Raw genomic sequence first — 16975 nt, 5'->3', positions numbered from 1 at the left:
GCGGATCAGATCGGCGGTCGCGGCCGGCCCTGCATGGCCTCCCAGACCCGAGCCGGGGTGCACGGCATGTCCATGTGTGTGATGCCGAAGGGGGCCAGGGCGTCGACGACCGCGTTGACGATCGCCGGGGGCGAGCCGACGGTGGCGGACTCGCCGATCCCCTTGGCTCCGATGGGGTGGTGCGGCGAGGGGGTCACCGTGAACCCGGTTTCCCAGTCCGGCACCTCCAGGGCGGTGGGGATCAGGTAGTCCATGAAGGTTCCGCCGAGGTTGTTGCCTTCCGCGTCGAACTCGATGAACTGCATCAGGGCCATACCGACGCCGTCGGTGAGGCCGCCGTGCACCTGACCCTCGATGATCATCGGGTTGATCCGGGTGCCGCAGTCGTCGACGGCGATGAACCGCCGCACCGTGACGTGGCCGGTGCCGGGATCAACGTCGACCACGCAGATGTAGGCGCCGAAGGGGAAGGTCAGGTTCGGGGGATCGTAGGTGACCTCGGCATCCAGGTTGCCGTCGATGCCTTCCGGCAGGGTGACCGTGCCGTGCGCGCCCATCGCGATCTCGGCCATGGTCTTGCCGACGCTCGGGTCACCCTTGACGAACCAGCGCCCCTTCTCCCATTCGAGGTCCTCGGGCCGGGTTTCGAGCATCGCGGCCGCGATGAACTTCGCCTTCTCGCGCACCTTGCGGGCGACGAGAGCCACGGCCGCGCCGCTGACCGGCGTCGACCGGCTGCCGTAGGTGCCGAGCCCGAAGGGGGTCTGGTCCGTGTCGCCGTGAACGACGTCGATATCCTCCGGCGGGATGCCGAGCTCCTCGGCCACGATCTGGGCGAAGGTCGTCTCATGGCCCTGGCCCTGGCTCTGCACCGAGATGCGCACGACGGCCTTGCCGGTGGGGTGGATCCGGAGCTCGGCCCCATCGGCCATTCCCAGTCCGACGATGTCCATGTGTTTGCGGGGCCCGGCTCCCACGGTCTCGGTGAAGAACGAGATGCCGATCCCCATCAGCTCGCCGCGATCGCGCTTCTCCTGCTGTTCGCGCCGCAGTTCGTCATAACCGGCCATCTGCATCGACTTGCGCAGCGCCTGCTCGTAGTTGCCGGAGTCGTACTCCCACCCGGTCTTGTTCTTGTACGGGAACTGTTCGGGTTTGATCAGGTTCTTCAGCCGCAGCTCCGCGGGGTCCATCTCCAGCTTCCGGGCGAGCATGTCGACCAGCCGCTCGACCAGATAGACCGCCTCGGTGACCCGGAAGGAACAGGCGTAGGCGACGCCTCCCGGCGCCTTGTTCGTGTAGACGCCGGTCACCTTGCAGTGCGCGGCCTGCAGGTCGTAACTCCCGGTGAAGATGTGAAAGAAGCCCGCCGGGTACTTCGAGGGCTGCGCCGTGGCGTTGAAGGCGCCGTGGTCCGCGAGCACGGTCGAGCGCACCGCGAGGATCCGTCCATCCTTCGTGGCCGCGATCTCGCCCTGCATGATGTAGTCACGGGCGAAGGAGGTGCTCATCAGGTTCTCGGAGCGGTCCTCCATCCACTTGACCGGTCGCCCGGTCACGATCGATCCCACGACCGCGAGGATGTACCCCGGGTAGATGCCGACCTTGTTGCCGAAACCTCCGCCGATGTCCGGGGACACGATGCGGATCTTGTGCTCCGGGATGCCGGAGACGATCGCGAACAGGGTGCGGTGCGCGTGCGGAGCCTGGCTGGTCTCGTAGAGGGTCAGCGCGCCTTCGATCGGCTCGAAGTCGGCGACCGCCCCACAGGTCTCCATCGGCGCCGGGTGCACACGGGGGTAGACCATCTCCTGGGACACGACGACATCTGCTGAGGCGAACACCGCGTCGGTCTCGGCCGCGTCGCCGGCCTCCCAATCGAAGATGTGGTTGTCGGTGCGGCCCTCGATGTCGTCCCGGATGACCGGGGCGCCGGGATCCAGGGCCTTCCGCACGTCGATGACCGGCGGAAGCACGTCGTAGTCGACCTCGATGAGTTCGAGTGCGTCACGCGCGGCGTAGCGGTCCTCGGCGACCACGAAGGCGACTTCCTGGCCCTGGAAACGCACCTTGTCGGTGGCCAGCACGGCCTGCACATCGGCGGAGAGGGTCGGAGCCCAGGCAAGCTTGAGGCCGAGCAGGTCCTGGCCCGTGATCACGGCCACCACTCCCGGGTGGGCCAGCGCGGCACTCGTGTCGATCGAGACGATGCGGGCATGGGCCACGGGGGAGCGCAGGATGGCGCCGTGCAGCATTCCGGGCAGCACGATGTCGTCGACGTAATGGCCTTTGCCCCGCACGAAGCGGGGATCTTCCTTGCGCTGGATTCGGCCGTACCCGATCGGGCGGTCGTCGTCTCCGGCCGCCGGGTTCGCTGCCCGTTCCTCGATGATGGTCATGCCGTTACCTCTTCTCCGGCGTTCTCGGCCAGCTCTTCGGGCACTGCCGGGTGAGCGGCGGCCCACTGCACGGAACGCACGATCGTCGCGTAGCCGGTGCACCGGCACATCTGACCCGAGATGGCCTCGCGGATCTCTCCGTCGTCCGGATGCGGGTTCTGGTCCAGCAGGGCCCGCGCGGTGAGCATCATCCCGGGTGTGCAGAACCCGCACTGCAGGCCGTGCTCCTCCATGAACCCCTGCTGCACCGGGTCGAGCACGGCCCCGGTCGCCAGACCCTCGACCGTGGTGATGGAGTGGCCGTCGGCCATGGCCGCGAGTACCGTGCAGGATTTGACCGGCTGGCCGTCCATCAGCACGACACAGGTTCCGCAATTGGAGGTGTCGCATCCCCAGTGCGTCCCGGTCAGCCGCAGCTGGTCGCGGATGAAATGCACGAGCAACACCCTCGGTTCGATCTCCTCGGTGATGTCGGTGCCGTTGATGCTCATGCTGATCTGCATGGACTTAGCCTTCCTGTGCTTCGGCGGCGCGGGCGGCCGCGCGACGCAGCACCCGGCGGGTGAGCTCGTCGGCGAGGTGCCGCTTGTAATCGATCGGGCCCCGCTGGTCGGCGATCGGCTCGCTCGCCAGCGCGGCAAGCCGCCCTGCCTCCAGGAACAGGTCTTCCTGCGGGTGCCGGCCGCGCAACAGGTCCTCGGCCTCGGTGACCGTTCCCGCCACTCCGACGGCGGTGAGACCGATGGCGACGTCGTCCATCGTGCCGTCGGCGGCCAGGGAGATCGCCGCTCCCGCCGCCACGACGGCCCAGTCGCCGACCCTTCGTTCGACCTTCTCGTAGGCACTGCCCGAGCGCGGACGGATCGGGAAACGCACCTCACAGAGGAGTTCGTTGTGCGCCACAGCAGTCTCGTAGGCACCCCGGTGGAAGTCATCCATGCTGAGGACGCGCTCGCCGCCGGGCCCCCGGATGACCGCCTCGGCTCGCAGAACCTTGCAGACCGTGGAGAGGTCTTCGGCCGGGTCGGCCTGGCAGAGCGACCCGCCGATCGTGCCGCGGTTGCGCACGGTCGGATCCGCGATCACCCGTTCCGCATCGGCGACGATCGGGAACAGCCGGGAGATCTCCGGGGAGGCAAGAAGTGTTGCGTGGCGGGTCATCGCGCCGACTCGCAGCGTGTTGCCGTCGCGGAGCACGTAGTCCAGTTCGTAGAGCTCGTTGATGTCGATCAACCACTCTGGTCTGGCCAGACGGAGCTTCATCATCGGCAGAAGACTGTGCCCGCCCGCGACGACCCGGGACTCCGGGCCGTGGCGGTCGAGAAGGGCGAGCGCATCGTCGACAGTGCTGGCGCGCACATAATCGAAGGAAGCAGGAATCTGCACAGGGGCCTCCACCTCGAAAGGTGCCCGGCGGCAGCGACGGGCACGGAATTGGAACACATAGTGCTCCGGGCCCCTCAGCTTGTCAACGCGGATCGGCGCGGCACTGGGCATCCGACGGCCGGAACACGAAAAGGCCCCGGCGACGAATCGCCGGGGCCCTGTGCACTGTCTCAACCAGTGCTCGTCCGGTCACAATAAAACTGAAACCGGAAGTCTGTGTGTCAGCATACAGGGCAGTGATTCATTCCGCAGAGAGGTCTTCTCATGCTTCTGATCAACGCCCCCGGCATCGCCGATCCGCTGACCCGCCCATCGGGCGAGGCCGAGCCGCCGCTTCGGGTCGCTCTCGTGCAGCACCGCTGGCACGCCGACGAGGGCGCGTTGCGCGCGGAGCTGGCCGACGGCATCGGTCTGGCCGCCGCTCAGGGTGCGCGCGTCGTCTTCCTGCCCGAACTGACACTGCGCCGGTACCCTGCCCACGCGCGGGCCCAGGGGGTGCCGAAGCAGTCCGCGGAGGAGCTGTTGACCGGACCCACGTTCGCGTTCGCGGCCGAGCAGGCCCGCCTGCGCGGCATCGTCGTGCACGCCTCGCTCTTCGAGCGGCCGCGCGACGATGACGCCCCGGGGGACCCGCGCGGCTACAACACGGCCATCCTGGTGTCGCCGACCGGGCGGCTGCTCGGACGCACCCGCAAACTGCACATCCCGGTGACCGAGGGCTATTACGAGGACACCTGGTTCCGGCCGGGCCCGGCTCAGGACGCCTACCCGGTCTACGCGCCGGAGGAACTGGGCGGCGCCCGGATCGGGCTGCCCACCTGCTGGGACGAGTGGTTCCCGGAGGTGTCACGCCTGTACGGGCTCGGCGGCGCCCAACTGCTGGTCTACCCGACCGCGATCGGCTCGGAACCCGGCTTCCCGGCCTTCGACACGCAGCCGATCTGGCGGCAGGTGATCGTGGCCAACGGCATCACCAGCGGGCTGTTCATGGTCGTGCCCAATCGCCACGGCGACGAAGGCGAGCTGACCTTCTACGGATCCTCCTTCATCTCCGATCCCTACGGACGCGTTCTCGTGCAGGCTCCGCGCGACGAGTCCGCGGTGCTCGTCGCCGACCTCGACCTGGCACAGCGAGAGGAGTGGCTCACGCTGTTCCCCTTCCTCGCCACCCGCCGTCCGGACAGCTACGGGAGGCTGACCGCGCCGGTCGACCCCGCGCATCCGTTCGGTGGAACCGAACCGGAAGAGCAGTCTTGAGCTGGCGGATGCCGGCGGAGACCGCGCCGCAGGACCGGGTCTGGATGGCGTTCCCGGTGGCCGGATACACGCTCGGCACCGATGCACATTCCGCCGACGAGGCACGCCGCACCTGGTCCGCTGTCGCCCATGCCGTGCTCGACTTCGAGCCCGTCACCATGGTCGTCGACCCGGCCGAGGTGGCGACGGCCCGCCGATACCTCTCAGCGGAGATCGAGATCATCCAGGCGCCGCTCGACGATTCCTGGATGCGCGATATCGGTCCGACCTTCGTGCTGGGCGACGAGGGTCGGCTGGGGGCGGTGGACTGGACGTTCAACGGCTGGGGTGCCCAGGACTGGGCGCGCTGGGGCAAGGACGCGGAGATCGGCCGGGTCGTCACCGGTGCCGCGGGCGCGAGCGCCATCTCCTCGGTGCTCGTGAACGAGGGCGGCGGCATCCACGTCGACGGCGAAGGGACGGTGCTGGCCACCCGGACCGTGCAACTGGACCCCGGCCGCAACCCCTACGCCGACCGGGCCAGGGTCGAAGCCGAGTTCGCCCGCACTCTGGGCGCCACCAAGGTGATCTGGCTGCCCCGCGGCCTGACCCGAGACCAGCAGCGCTATGGAACCCGCGGTCACGTCGATATGGTCGCCGCCATCCCGTCACCCGGAACGGTGCTGGTCCACGCCCAGAACGACCCGGCGCACCCCGACTATGCCGTCACGCGCGAGCTCCATGCCGTGCTCGCCGGAGCGACGGATGCCGCGGACCGGACCTTCACGGTCGTCGACCTGCCCGCCCCGGCCACTCTCAGCGACCCGGACGGCTTCGTGGACTACAACTACGTCAACCACCTCGTCGTGAACGGCGGTGTGATCGCCTGCGGCTTCGGCGAAGAACGGGCCGACGAGGCTGCGCGGGAGATCCTCTCCGGGGTGTACCCGGGACGTGAAGTCGTGTCCGTCGAGGCGAGGCCGCTGTTCGCACGGGGCGGCGGCATCCACTGCGTGACGCAGCAGCAGCCATCGGCCCGGTGACGATGCGGGAGGTGGTGCGTCAACCGGTCAGCGAGTGGTGACGGTGCCCCCGAGTGACGCGACCGCCTTGAGCAGGCGGGGGCCCGTGGCGAACCAGGCCACCAGCATCACGGCCAGGGAGCCGGCGAAGATCCAAAAACCGGTCCAGCCTCCATCGCTCGAGGCGGCGTACATGTGGTTGAGGTTCCGGAGGGCGCCGGTCGCGAAGACCAGGGTGACGTGAACCACGATGAAGACCAGGAAGACGACCATCACGCCCACGTGCACGGCTCGGGTCGCGCGGAGCGGAACCAGTCGACTGAACCGGCGAGTGGTCCACAACGGTGACAACCGGATGCCGGTGGCCAGGGCGAGCGGTGCAGCCACGAACACGATGGTGAAGTAGCTCAGCGTCTGGACGGCGTTGTAATTCACCCAGCCGTCCCCGGTCGGCCATTCCAGGGAGGCGTACTGGAGGATCGCCGAGAGGGCGTTCGGGACGATGTCCCAGCTGACCGGGACGATGCGCACCCACTGGCCGGTGGCGAAGAGGAGACCATAGAACAGGAGACCGTTGAGCACCCAGAGCGCATCGAGTGCGACGTGCAACCACACGTTGATGCCCATCCGGGTGGGGGCGTTCCTGGTGCGGATGAGGCCTGTGTTGTGCCGTGTCCAGAACATGGTCGGCCGTCCGGCCGTGCGGATCTGCCAGCCGGACCGCACGATGAAGAGGATGAAGAAGGCGTTCAAGCCGTGCTGCCACGCGAGCCAGGCGGGCATACCGACGGGTGCCCATTCCGGCAGGGCCGACGTGCCCGGAAACTGGACCAGGAACGACTGCACAGCCGGCAGCGCACGAATGCCCTGAGCGGCCAGCACCGTGGCGGCCAGGGCGAAGATCGCGAGCGGGACGACCCAGGCCAGTCTGATGCCGACGGTTCGGCCTGGGCTGATCCGGCCGGGCTTCGCGGCTGTCACCGGTCGCCCCGGAGGGCGAACGCGTATTGCGGCATGGGGGTGTGTCTTTCTGGTCAGGAGTCAGTCGTCAGAGTGTCGACCCGTTCGATAGCGGCTCTGCCATCATCGACTATTTCCCTGCCGCCTGTGATCACGGGCGTCAAAAGACGCAACCTGGGCGAGCGTCGCCAGCCTGCCTGCAGGCCGACGAATCACCGTCGGCCGGTGCGGGAGAAGTGACCGAGGACTAGCTTGATGGCGTGTCCCCTCCGGTGATCGACCCACGGTCCGCCCACGCCGCCGGCGTGGAGCGTCTCCTCGCGAGCTACCGGGCGGTGCCGCGGGCGGCTTCGGTTCGGCTCGCCAAGCCCACCTCCAACCTGTTCCGGTCTCGCGCGAAGCCGAACGCCAGGGGCCTCGAGACGGCGGGGTTGAGAGGCGTCATCGCGGTCGACCCGGACGAGCGCACAGCCGACGTGGGCGGAATGTGCACGTATGAGGACCTGGTCGCGGCGACACTGCCCCACGGTTTGGCGCCACTGGTGGTGCCGCAACTGAAGACGATCACTCTGGGCGGTGCGGTCACCGGCCTGGGCATCGAGTCGACGTCCTTCCGCAACGGCCTGCCGCACGAGTCGGTGCTGGAGATGGACATCCTCACCGGGGCCGGAGAGGTGATCACGGTCTCGCCCAGTGAGAACGAAGACCTCTACCGTGCCTTCCCCAATTCCTATGGCACGCTCGGATACGCGGTACGCCTGCGGATCGAACTGGAGCCGGTCGAAACGTTCGTCGACCTCCGGCATCTGCGGTTCCACTCGATCGCCGATCTGATCGCGGCACTGGACCGCATCGCCCGGACCGGAGCCCTGGACGGTGATCGCGTGGACTACCTCGACGGGGTGGTGTTCAGCGCAGACGAGAGCTACCTGAGTGCGGGCACCCGGTCCGCGGCAGCCGGTCCGGCAAGCGACTACACCGGCCAGGAGATCTACTACCGCTCCATCCAGCACGACGAGGGCACCACACGCGACCGGCTGACGATCCACGACTACCTCTGGCGGTGGGACACCGACTGGTTCTGGTGCTCGGCGGCGTTCGGCGCACAGCGACCACGGATCCGCCGGCTCTGGCCGCGAACGCTTCGCCGCAGCAGCGTCTACGGGACGTTGATGCGGTACGAACGACGATTCCACATCGGCGATCGCATCGAACGGCTCCGCCATCGTCCGCCGCGCGAACGCGTCGTCCAGGACGTCGAGGTGCCGATCGATCGGTGTGCGGAGTTTCTGGATTGGTTCCTGGCCACCGTGCCGATCGAGCCGATCTGGCTGTGCCCGCTCCGGTTGCGCGGCGACGGCTGGCCGCTCTATCCGCTCCATCCAGACCAGACGTACATCAATGTCGGGTTTTGGTCGACGGTTCCCGTGGGACGGACCGAGGGGGAGACGAACCGGCTGATCGAACGCACCGTCAGCGAGCTCCACGGGCACAAGTCGCTGTACTCCGACTCGTATTACTCGCGGGAGGAATTCGGCGAACTGTATGGCGGAGAAGACTACCGGCGTGTGAAGGAACGGTACGATCCCGATTCACGGCTCCTCGATCTCTATGCGAAGGCGGTACAGCGACGATGACCACGTTCAAGGATCGAGTGCCGGACGCCGCGCCAGCGGCACCCAAACCGGTGACACAGGGGAAACTGACCCTCGCCGAAATCATGGAGATCCTCGCCGGGGGGCGTCTCCCACTGAGCTTCACCGCGTACGACGGCAGCTCGGCCGGTCCGCCGGACGCACCGCTCGGCCTGGAACTGAAGACCCCCCGGGGCACTACCTATCTGGCGACCGGCCGCGGCGATCTGGGCCTGGCCCGCGCCTACATCGCCGGCGACCTCGATGTTCACGGGGTTCATCCCGGCGACCCCTACGAACTCCTCCGGGCGCTCGCCGGCGAACTGGTGTTCAAGCTGCCGCCGCCGCGCGTGACCGCCAACATCATCCGCTCCATCGGCGCCCGGCACCTGCGCCCGATCGCACCGCCGGCTCAGGAAGGGGCGCCGCGCTGGCGTCGCGCCGTCGGAGGGCTCCGGCACAGCAAGACGAGGGATGCCGAGGCGATCCACCATCATTACGACGTCTCGAACGGCTTCTACGGGTGGGTGCTCGGGCCGTCGATGACCTACACCTGCGCGTGCTACCCGCGCCTCGACGCCTCATTGGACGAGGCGCAGGAGAACAAGTACCGGCTGGTGTTCGAGAAGCTGCGGCTCAGGGAAGGTGACCGGTTGCTCGACGTCGGGTGCGGCTGGGGCGGCATGGTTCGCTACGCCGCCCGCCGCGGCGTCGACGCCACCGGTGTGACACTGTCAGAGCAGCAGGCCGCGTGGGCACAGCGGGCGATCGCCGACGAAGGCCTGACCGATCTGGCCCAGGTGCGTTTCGGCGATTACCGTGACATCACTGAGACCGGATTCGACGCTGTGTCGTCGATCGGGTTGCTCGAGCACATCGGAGTGCGCAACTATCCGTCGTACTTCGGCTTCCTGCAGTCACGGCTGCGTCCCGGCGGCCTGTTGCTCAACCACTGCATCACCCGGCCGGACAACCGATCCGAGGCGTCCACCCGCGGATTCATCGACCGTTATGTGTTCCCCGACGGGGAGCTCACCGGCTCGGGCCAGATCATCAGTGCCGCCCAGGATGTCGGACTGGAGGTGCTGCACGAGGAGAACCTTCGCCAGCACTACGCGATGACGCTGCGCGACTGGTGCGCCAACCTGGTCGAGCACTGGGACGAGGCTGTCGCCGAGGTAGGACTGCAGACCGCGAAGGTGTGGGGACTGTACATGGCCGGGTCGCGGCTCGCTTTCGAGACCGGCGGCATCCAGTTGCACCAGGTGTTGGCGGTCAGGCCCGATGCCGATGGCCGCGTCAGTGATCTGCCGTTGCGGCCGTGGTGGGCATCCTGAAACCCCGGCGCGACCGGGCCTACGCGCCGGCCGTCGTACCCCGATCGCAGAGATTCCGGGCAAAAAAAATAGGCCGCACAACCGATATCAGTTGTCGCAACCTATTTCCCAGCGAGGTCCGGATTTCGCCGAACCTCTCTCTGTGGGTGGTTCGGAGTATCCATGTTGACTAGTGACTGTGGGGGAGTCGAGGACCGTAGCGCGAGAGCATTCCAGCGATTAACTCCAATAATTCCACGAGGACCACAAATCACCTGGCTCCCGTCCCGTTAGCGCGAACTGCTGCTAGCGGACGATTTCCAGACCATTCACACAATCGAGAAGGTGTTTTGGCAATAAGGGTCGCCGGCGCCAACCCGCCGCAACTGAAGCTCGGGCATGGTTTTTGTCTCCAAAGCCGGTGGCAAGAACATCGAATCCGGTAGGTGAATACGGTAGAGCAATGGGACCGTGGCGCCATCCTTGACCGGAACTATCGTGGAGTGCCTTCGGATGTGGGTGACCGAAGGAGTTGGGAGTTGCGAAGGAGTACAGGAGCCTCGCGTATTGCTCTGTGGGTGTCGCGCGAATTGGAATGACACTTCCAATTCGAGGTTGCTTGGCTCCATGGTGCGACGCCGTTACAGCTGCATAGTCGACCGGATGACGTGAAACGGGTATCGAATCGTAGGATGCATCACCCGTGAGGAGCCAATCACGCTGACGCTCGATATCTCGAATGCGCAATGCCAGTCCGCCGTCGTTGCGGGTCCTTCCAGTGCACGGCACTATGCTCAGCATCTGATCCGGATAACAGTCTCGCTTTCCCCAACGTGGGTTTTCCCATTTGAGCGGGAGTTCTACTGTCGCATCCGAAGCGTAGATGAGGATGTCCCCGCCAGCGTGGAGGATGTCCGTGGCGAGTTTGGTGTGGGTCGGTCCGATTCGCTGGCGCGGCACGATCCAGACGTGTGACAGGAGACGCGGGTCCGCTCTCGCTCCTGCCCAATGGTCCGTGTCCCAGTGTGACAGGACGATTGGCTGGTCTCTGCAGGTACAAAATGAGAGGTTAGGTGGCGTCGACGATGAGTGCTTTCCCATTCCTGCGCCGACGTCGAAGTAGATTCTTGGAGTGCCGGTTGTATCGATTAGAGCATTTGCTCCTCCTTGGCCCACATCGATCGCGAGCACCTGGGAGAGTGCCGGAACGTTTCTGAGGGCCCGCCGGATTTGGGCCTCGTTGGAGTTCGGCCAGCTTCCCATGTCGAAAATGCGCTTCAACGCAGGTCCGGCGCTGCTTTGACGGAGTCGGCTTATTTGGACCTTTTCTCCGTCTGAGTTGAAAAGGCCCTTCGAACCGGCTTCAAAGAGTAGAGCAGGGACACCGCCTGGGTTTCCAGTCTCAAATTCGAGCCAGGGAAGCTTAGGCCCCAGGATGGATCGAGACATCGTGTCTTTCGAGGGATCAATCAACTCGATTCGGACGATTGGTGCGGCGTCGAGGGGGTTCGGGCCGGATGGGCCGGATGCAAATAGTGCGCGCCAGTAGTTGTGCGCTGGCCCATCGGCATTTTCCATATTCGCAGTGAGTGCGAACACACCCGACTCAAAACCGTGCCAGTCGGCTCTGATACCGTCGAGGACTACGGTCGGCTCGGTCTCCCCGTCTGCCTCAACCTTGATCTCGGTACGCGCAAAGTACTTTGTCACTGGCGTTCGCCCTTCAGCGCACTTGGACGGCCACTCGCCGACTTATGAGGTAATCATTCTCTGTTGCGCTCGTTGGCCGGAGCAGGCGACCGCGTAATCGCCGGTTATTGAGCCAATCGGGCTTTTGACCGTGGCTTTCCGTGTCATCCTGGCTCATGCAGATCGAAGAGGCACCTTCAGCCTTCGGAGGTGGGAGTATTCGCGCTTCAGATTGACCGCGGCACCATCGATCTGGCTGCTCCCTGCCTCGAATGTAATTCTGGCCGTTTCAAAGATCTGCAGGTAGGTCTCGGCTGCCAGCGTATGGTCACCGCTCATGCAGACAGCCTGCGCATAGCGCGCCTTGATCGACAGGTAGGACGAGCCAGTCTGGCCAAATACGGCAGCGGCATCATCCACGAGCGATTCATAGAGCGCACGTGCGGCGGGCACCCGCCCCGCTCCGAGTAGCGCAGCGCCCATGTTGTGCCTGGTGCGGAGAGCTGTTGGATGAGCTGGGTGCAACACTCGCGTCTGATCAGAAATCAATTCGCCAAACATACGAACAGCCTCGACCGAACCGCCGAGCTCCATTGTCAATCGGGCAATGTTTTCTCGAGTGACGAGAACGTTTGGGGCGTCTGCACCCAAGACGCGTTCTTCAACCGGAAGGTGCGTCTGATAGAGCGCAAGTGCTTGCGCAAGGTCGACCCCTTCTGTTGCCGCTGCAAGTCCGGCTTTCGCAAGCAGTATTTCCGGGTCGTCAGCAGCCAACCTTCGGCCTTCTTCGTCTATCAGCTCACCATACTCACGCGTTGCATCTGTGAATCGACCGGCTTCCATAAAGGCGCGCGCCAAGTTTTTCCGGATCACAACCGAGTAGGAATCTTTCCGCGCCTTACTGAACATCGGCTCCGCCAGCAGCGATTCAAGCAGATCGATAGCTTCCCCCGGATGCCCAGCGTCCAATACGGCAAGGGCCTCGCAATTCCGAGTGATCAAAACCTCCCGGTCGGAGGCCCCGAGCGCGTCAGCTTGGTCCCTTACTAGGTCACGATACATAGCAACCGCGTCACCCGGACGGCCCGCATCAGAAACCATGGCAGCGATCCAGGAACGAGTGTTGAAGTCGTCCAGGCCACGTTCCCGCTCGACGAGAAGGAGCGACTCAAACAGAGCGAGTGCCCTCAGGGGATCGCCGGATGCCCTACAGCCGAACGCAAAGAAGCGAAGTACTCTGCGATCCGACTCCAATTCCAGATGCAAACGCGGTTGTGCAGCCACGCCGAGAGTGACCACCTCAGTGGCCTCTCGCGGCGAGTCCCGCAAATGTTCCATGATGATGAGTGTCGAGGCGACAAATACCTCGTCCGAAATGTCCGATTTCAAGGCAGGGATTTGGGCAAAGGCAAGAAGCAACCCGGCCGCCTGCAATCTTCCAGGAGCATCATCGTTCTCGGCCACCTCAAGCCTCCGCTGCGCATGGCTGATGAGGAGGCGCTGAATGTCTGTCTCCCTCTCCTCGCCAAGGTCATGGCTCTGCGAAGCGACGTAAAGCTGAGTTGCCTCGTTGAACTGTCGCAGATCCCCGGATTCCCGAATCCATGAAAACCGATCAACGCCTTCGGCCACGGCGCTTTGGTAATCAGTAGAGGCCAACAAACCGTCATCGGCCAAAGCCTTGGCCACTAAGGAGCTGTCCCACATTCGCCCCTTTGTCATGTCGTTTAGCAAGACAGCAGGGATACCCATAGTCGAGAAAGACAGCGCATCTTGCGTCAGCGGGGTGAACGTCTTCCACAGCGTCGTGTAGATTTCCACGATCGTAAGAGGAAGCCGCGCAATGTCCTTTTCGCTTAACTTGAAGGGAACGCCCTTCCGAGCGTTTCGTCCGTAGGCCAATAGGACCAGTTCGAGCTCGAGCGGAACCGAGTATTTTTTCAGTAAAAGGTCGCGTGTGCGAGGTTCGATGTCGGGGTAATAGAAATCCAATAGTTGCGTCAAATCATCGAGATTCAGCTGGGCCAGCGAAGCACCTGCCGGAAAGATCTCGGGCGCAGACTTGTCGTCATGTCGGATTTTCACGAGGCGTTCACCAGCAAGCCCCATTGCTGCAACGAGTTCGTCCTTCTTGCCCATCGCACCGGGCCACCCGGTAGTAATTATCATGATCGGAGCCTCGCTCCGGACAAGCATCGCAAGCAGTTCAAGCAACTGCGCGTCGGCGCTATGAACGTCCTCGATGAATAGGACAACAGGCAATTTCGGTCGGGAGATTGTTGTCAGAATCTTGAACGCATCCAAGAGGTTGTCCTTGTGCTCATGTGTGATCGCCGCTGTGCCCGCTGTGGCCTTGGACTCGTGCCGGTTCCTTGCCCCAGTTTCAAAGGCAGCTGACAGGCCGGCGTTCAGGAGCCATCCGAAGACAGGAATTGTGTTCTGGACAACACCTTCAGAAATTGAGCGGACTATCTCGGCCACGGCGTTTGACTGAGCCAAGTCAACGAGCGTTTTGTGGCCCAAGTCAGCCAATACCTCCTTGGAAATCTCACGACCCTTGCCCCAGAAACCTTTCCCGAGTTTCTCCAAGAATGGAACGAGATCCCGTTCGCGTGGGTTCGACCGGCCCCACTGGATCGTGAGATATGGTTCGTGATTCCTCAAGATTCCAAAATCCTGGACTAGGGCATCCTGCATGTACTGGGCCCGCTCAAAGCACGAAATTCCCCACCACAAGTAGTCAGGCAGGCTCCCAGAGACGTGGTTGAAATCGGGATTCACGCGCTTGCGCCGCGTATGGACCGCGCTGAGGTCGACCTTGTCATCAACGGTGTGGAGAGTGGTTGCAGGCCAGTACTTTGGCTCCGATTGCCGATTCTCCGCCAACCGGGCATAGAACTCACGAACTATTCGGGTCTTTCCCCACCCGGAGGGTGCCTCCAAGGCGACCCAGATCGGCTCCGACCTCTCGGACACTTCGTCGAACGCCATCACCAGACCCTGGACTAGGAGTTCGCGCCCCGCGCCGACGAAACTCGGTTCTGACGGAATATTGGCATTAGTCATCTAACATTTCCTCCCCAAATGCTCCGCAATTCCGGAGTCTTTCACTGAGCGCGCTTCCCCAAGCACTCATGACCATCACGAACAATCGAACGGTAGTTGATTGTCCCATTGCCTTGTGCCCACCAAGACCAGATTGCGATGGGCATCAATCAACTCAATGGCAAGTTTGATGAACGGATAGCCGGAGAGGGTGCTGCTCCGGAACTGCACTTCTGTTGCAGGCCGATGTCGTTGATTCTGCTCACACTGTTTGCGCTGGTCTTGGTGGTGCCGCTCGGATTTAACGAGACCATCTCCACCTTCGCCGCGATGTTGGTCCTGGCCGAATCTATGTTTGACCTGCTGATCCGGTATTGCGTGCACTTTTTACAAGCGTGGAGCATCCGCCATCCAAGTGCGGTAAGAATGTCAGGTGCTCAAGAAAATGACTCTCACCCAATTCAAAGGTTTTCGTAAGTTCGAAGTCAATTTCGGGGACGGCGCTCTCCTGCTCGGTCCGAACAATGCCGGCAAGAGCACGATCATAAGCGCAATCAAAATATGCAACTCCGCGGCGAAGCTGGCGATGCGCGTCGGCGCGAAAGATGTCTTTCATGACGATGGGCGGTCCATCCGTGGCTGGTCGATCTCAACGATCCCGGAGGATGGTTTTGTCGCAGACAACATTCGCCACGAGTTCGAAGACAAAGAAAGCCGACTTGAACTTGAATATAGTTCTGGAGCGAAAATCAGGCTGGTCTGGCCGACCGATGGCCTGGCCTTCTTCTGGGTCAGTTCACCCGATGGAGATGTAACGACGGCAGCGCGAGCAAAGTTGGTGTTGGAAAAGGTTGGCCTTGTTCCGACGTTGACTCCTCTGGATAGTGAGGAAAAGGCACTGACTAAGGACCACCTAGCCAAGCATGTCGAGTCCAAACTATCGAGTCGCCATTTTCGAAATTCACTTCGCCTGATAGAAGTTACAGACGCTGCTGAGTATCAGTCCCTGATCGATTTCATCCTCGAGAACACGCCGGAAATCGCTGAGCTCGTGATCGAACAGGTCTGGCGCGAAAATCCCATGATTGATCTCTACTTCCGTGACGCTGATAGCCACGTTCGGAAGGAGATTTTTTGGGCTGGTGACGGGCTACAGATTTGGCTGCAGATTCTGTACCACGTGTGGCGGAACAGATCGTCGCGTTGCATCGTCCTTGATGAACCGGATGTCTTTCTCCACCCGGACTTGCAACGGAGGCTGGTGCGCGTCCTCGAAGCCAGCGGTCTGCAGATTGTAATGTCTTCGCATGCCTCCGAGGTAGCCTCAGAGTCCGAGCAATCGAACCTCACTTGGATTGAGCGTCGCCTGAAGCGAGCTCGTCGTATCGGTACGGACACACAAATGGCTGAGTTGTCCGGAGGGCTCGGGAGCTCCTTCAACCTCTCCATCGCTCGAGCGCTGAAGGCTCGAGTTGCTCTTTTCGTGGAGGGCCAAGATATGAAGATTCTTCGCACTCTCGCTCAGCGGCTCTCTGCTGTAAATTTCGCGAGTGAGCGCAGGATCGCCGTGACGCCGATTGGCGGCTACTCCCACTGGCCCAGTGTGGAATCGTTCGGCTGGCTCAAACGTCAGTTCCTGGGCGACGATGTCCACGTCGCGGTCCTCCTAGATCGCGACTTTCGTAGCCTTGCCGATGTCATCTCCCTCGAAGAACGTATGGCCGCCAGTGCAGTGTCCGCGCACGTTTGGCGTCGAAAGGAATTGGAAAGCTATCTTCTCGTCCCCACAGCGCTTGCACGCGTTTCCGGTGTTCCGGAGGAAGTGATGCAAGGAATACTTATGGAGTCCACGATGCGACTTCAGGGGCACGTCCGCGCACAGGTCAATAAAGTAGCGATCGAAGTCCGTGAAAGTGGCGTGCGTGTGGAAGAAGCCATCCAAACATCCAATGAGTTGTTCGACGCGTCTTGGGCGACGCTCGATGGACAACTTGCCTGCGTGCCGGCGAAAGATGTTCTGGGGGACGTCAATTCGCGTGTGCTCAGAGAAGGCGGGCGCACATTTAGCGCTCGCAAACTGGCGGAGAACATACGACTTGACGAAATCGATCCTGAAATGGCGAATTTTCTGCTCACCGTGGAATCTCATCTCGAGTAGTGGCGCAATCCCGGGTTAGAGACACTGCGGCGAACTGTGCCGGGCCGGGCGTATTGCCGGTTCGGTTGAAGTCCCGCCCTTTTCTCCGCCCCTAACCAAGCATTCCAGCATCGTGTACCGGCTCCGGACG

The 16975-nt window shown here is 63.2% G+C and carries 11 protein-coding genes; 6 read left to right on the top strand and 5 right to left on the bottom strand.

Annotation, left to right across the window (positions count from 1 at the left end):
* Positions 1-5: 5 nt before the first annotated feature.
* From AC0J5J_RS03025 to AC0J5J_RS03015, 3 genes are read right to left on the bottom strand one after another with little or no spacing between them, the layout of a single operon-like run.
* Positions 6-2399, bottom strand: a complete 2394-nt coding sequence (locus AC0J5J_RS03025; RefSeq protein WP_134423448.1) for an aerobic carbon-monoxide dehydrogenase large subunit — start codon at positions 2397-2399, stop codon at positions 6-8.
* The gene (locus AC0J5J_RS03020) at positions 2396-2902 is read right to left on the bottom strand and encodes a (2Fe-2S)-binding protein (protein WP_134423446.1); all 507 of its coding nucleotides are present in this window, start codon (positions 2900-2902) and stop codon (positions 2396-2398) included. The genes AC0J5J_RS03025 and AC0J5J_RS03020 overlap by 4 nt, the downstream gene beginning before the upstream one ends.
* 4 nt (positions 2903-2906) lie before the next feature.
* Positions 2907-3785 carry an FAD binding domain-containing protein gene (locus AC0J5J_RS03015; RefSeq protein ID WP_474899453.1) on the bottom strand — a complete coding sequence of 293 codons (879 nt, stop codon included), beginning with the start codon at positions 3783-3785 and terminating at the stop codon, positions 2907-2909.
* A 264-nt stretch (positions 3786-4049) separates the two neighbouring features.
* Between AC0J5J_RS03015 and AC0J5J_RS03010 the strand changes: the two genes are divergently transcribed.
* Entirely contained in the window at positions 4050-5042 is a 993-nt protein-coding gene (locus AC0J5J_RS03010; RefSeq protein WP_474899451.1) for a nitrilase-related carbon-nitrogen hydrolase, read from the top strand.
* Entirely contained in the window at positions 5039-6064 is a 1026-nt protein-coding gene (locus tag AC0J5J_RS03005; protein WP_474899449.1) for an agmatine deiminase family protein, read from the top strand. Before AC0J5J_RS03010 ends, AC0J5J_RS03005 begins: the two co-directional genes overlap by 4 nt.
* A gap of 27 nt (positions 6065-6091) precedes the next feature.
* On the opposite strand, the gene AC0J5J_RS03000 is transcribed toward AC0J5J_RS03005, so the two are convergent.
* Positions 6092-7024, bottom strand: coding sequence for a cytochrome b/b6 domain-containing protein (locus tag AC0J5J_RS03000; RefSeq protein ID WP_474899447.1), 933 nt, complete (start codon positions 7022-7024; stop codon positions 6092-6094).
* A 239-nt stretch (positions 7025-7263) separates the two neighbouring features.
* On the opposite strand from AC0J5J_RS03000, the gene AC0J5J_RS02995 reads away from it, so the two are divergent.
* Both AC0J5J_RS02995 and AC0J5J_RS02990 read left to right on the top strand, forming a co-directional pair.
* A complete protein-coding gene (locus AC0J5J_RS02995) occupies positions 7264-8640 on the top strand; it encodes an FAD-binding oxidoreductase (RefSeq protein WP_474899446.1) in 1377 nt (458 codons plus the stop codon).
* The gene (locus tag AC0J5J_RS02990; RefSeq protein WP_474899444.1) at positions 8637-9974 is read left to right on the top strand and encodes a class I SAM-dependent methyltransferase; all 1338 of its coding nucleotides are present in this window, start codon (positions 8637-8639) and stop codon (positions 9972-9974) included. The genes AC0J5J_RS02995 and AC0J5J_RS02990 overlap by 4 nt, the downstream gene beginning before the upstream one ends.
* A gap of 1842 nt (positions 9975-11816) precedes the next feature.
* Here AC0J5J_RS02990 and AC0J5J_RS02985 read toward each other — a convergent pair.
* Positions 11817-14708: a hypothetical protein gene (locus AC0J5J_RS02985; RefSeq protein ID WP_474899442.1), complete on the bottom strand. Its 2892-nt coding sequence runs from the start codon at positions 14706-14708 to the stop codon at positions 11817-11819.
* A 138-nt stretch (positions 14709-14846) separates the two neighbouring features.
* Between AC0J5J_RS02985 and AC0J5J_RS02980 the strand changes: the two genes are divergently transcribed.
* Positions 14847-15164: a hypothetical protein gene (locus AC0J5J_RS02980; RefSeq protein WP_474899441.1), complete on the top strand. Its 318-nt coding sequence runs from the start codon at positions 14847-14849 to the stop codon at positions 15162-15164.
* The gene (locus tag AC0J5J_RS02975; RefSeq protein ID WP_474899440.1) at positions 15121-16845 is read left to right on the top strand and encodes an ATP-dependent nuclease; all 1725 of its coding nucleotides are present in this window, start codon (positions 15121-15123) and stop codon (positions 16843-16845) included. Before AC0J5J_RS02980 ends, AC0J5J_RS02975 begins: the two co-directional genes overlap by 44 nt.
* Positions 16846-16975: the final 130 nt, after the last annotated feature.

This window comes from Cryobacterium sp. TS_SC_7 (genome assembly GCF_056156285.1).
The sequence above is the reverse complement of the archived record's forward strand: the minus strand, read 5'-3'. Positions and strand labels throughout refer to the sequence as shown.

Coding starts and splice junctions, on each gene's coding strand:
- AC0J5J_RS02990 (WP_474899444.1), top strand. CDS start 8,637: ATGACCACGTTCAAGGATCGAGTGCCGGACGCCGCGCCAGCGGCACCC.
- AC0J5J_RS03025 (WP_134423448.1), bottom strand. CDS start 2,399: ATGACCATCATCGAGGAACGGGCAGCGAACCCGGCGGCCGGAGACGAC.
- AC0J5J_RS02985 (WP_474899442.1), bottom strand. CDS start 14,708: ATGACTAATGCCAATATTCCGTCAGAACCGAGTTTCGTCGGCGCGGGG.
- AC0J5J_RS03010 (WP_474899451.1), top strand. CDS start 4,050: ATGCTTCTGATCAACGCCCCCGGCATCGCCGATCCGCTGACCCGCCCA.
- AC0J5J_RS02980 (WP_474899441.1), top strand. CDS start 14,847: ATGGGCATCAATCAACTCAATGGCAAGTTTGATGAACGGATAGCCGGA.
- AC0J5J_RS03020 (WP_134423446.1), bottom strand. CDS start 2,902: ATGCAGATCAGCATGAGCATCAACGGCACCGACATCACCGAGGAGATC.